Genomic DNA, 1,664 nt, shown 5'->3' on the forward strand with positions numbered 1-1,664 from the left:
AGAAGCCGTTGTCGTACCGATCATGGAACGTGCAGGTCGAACAAGGTTCCTGGTCGGGTGATCTTGCGGTGGTGCGGACATGAAGGCGGGGCCTCTTGGTAGCTCGGGGGTGCGAACCTCACCGAGCGGCCCGAGGAGGCCCCGTTGTCACATGTGTACGCGCTCGCGCCCGTGGACTTCAACTCGCCTGGCGTGTCGTGCGATTGCCTCGCACACGTGCACGGGAACGCGGCCGATCACCCGGACCGGGTGCGCCGCTATCCCTCGGACATGACGGATGCGGAGTGGTCGGCGGTGCGGCCGTTGTTGCCCACCCCGGCCTGGCTGGAGGGCCGCGGCGGGCAGCCCGAAGCGTATTGCCACCGGCAGATGCTGGATGCGATCCGTTACCTGGTCGCGGGCGGGATCTCCTGGCGGTCGATGCCCGTGGACTTCCCCGGCTGGGACCGCGTCTACGCCTTCTTCCGCCGCTGGCGGCAGCACGGACTGATCACCGAGTTCCACGACCGGCTGCGCGGGCGGGTCCGCGAGCGCGAGGGCCACGAGGCGGAACCGACGGCCGGGATCGTCGACGCGCAGTCGGTGAAGGCCGCCGCGACGGTGCCCGCCAACTCACGCGGCTACGACGGCGGCAAGCAGATCAACGGCCGCAAGCGGCACATCATCACAGACTGCCTCGGCCTGCTCCTGGTCGTCGCGGTGACCGCCGCGAACGTGGGCGACCGCGAAGCGGCCGTGCCCCTGTTTCTGCGGCTGCGCCGGCTGCACCGGGACATCTGCCTGGTCTGGGCCGACGGCGGCTACACCGGCGGACTCGTCGACTGGTGCCGTCAGAAACTCGCCTTCGCTCTCGAAGTCGTCAAGCGCACCGACGACATGGAGGGGTTCGTGGTGCTGCCGAGACGCTGGGTGGTCGAGCGAACCCTGAGCTGGCTGATGCATTCGCGCCGTTTGTGCCGGGACTACGAAACGCTGACCGTGACCAGTGAGGCGATGATCCTGTTCTCGATGATCACGCGGATGAGCCGCCGGCTGGCCCGGCCACGAGCCGACGGCCGGCACTGAACGCCCCCGAGGCCTCCTGGAGCAACCACCCGCGCTCGGCCAGGCGCTTGGCTTTCGACCGCACACCTTCGACCTTCGCCGCAACCGCGTTGTCGATGCCCAGTGCCGCCGCGATGTCCTTGGCCCGCACCGGCTCGTGGCCCGGCCGGTCCTGAAGCACGTTCAAAATCCGCTGGTTGTCCAGCGAGAGCACCGACACCGACATCCCTTCCCGCCAGGGCGGCACGACCGCTCCCGGCACCGACGCGGACACCGGCACAGGAGCAGGCGCTTGTTCGCCTTCGGCCTCCGTCACGACGGTGGTCTCTTCAGCAGATGCGGCCAGGGCGTCGACGAGCTCTTCGCGCGCGATCACTCGCCGGTCCAGCTCGATCTCGGCTGCCTCCAACGCCGCGGCCATACGGGACGCCTCCTCCCGCAGGTCCTCCACCCGCTCGCGGGCAGCCATTTCCCGCGCCTCCAGCAACCCCAGCATCGACGCCACCGCACACCCCTCGACGATCAAGCGGAAACAGAACGTCGAGAGCATCCCTCACCCGACCGAAACCATGCTGACCAGCAGAAACTCAACGATCACATCCGGTAAGACAACGGCTTCT

General features: G+C 68.3%; 2 protein-coding genes. One reads left to right on the top strand and one right to left on the bottom strand.

Features of this window, described 5'->3' with window-relative positions; genetic code table 11:
- The first annotated feature begins 153 nt into the window (after nt 1-153).
- Nucleotides 154-1,065: an IS5 family transposase gene (locus AC061S_RS44355; protein ID WP_478691563.1), complete on the top strand. Its 912-nt coding sequence runs from the start codon at nt 154-156 to the stop codon at nt 1,063-1,065.
- Here AC061S_RS44355 and AC061S_RS44360 read toward each other — a convergent pair.
- A complete protein-coding gene (locus AC061S_RS44360; RefSeq protein WP_478691562.1) occupies nt 1,013-1,594 on the bottom strand; it encodes a hypothetical protein in 582 nt (193 codons plus the stop codon). The two genes, AC061S_RS44355 and AC061S_RS44360, sit on opposite strands and share 53 nt — an antisense overlap.
- Nucleotides 1,595-1,664: the final 70 nt, after the last annotated feature.

The sequence above is a fragment of the Streptomyces sp. CA189 genome (genome assembly GCF_056428985.1).

Excerpts from the sequence above, each read along its gene's own strand:
- AC061S_RS44360 (WP_478691562.1), bottom strand. The coding sequence starts at position 1,594 with ATGCTCTCGACGTTCTGTTTCCGCTTGATCGTCGAGGGGTGTGCGGTG.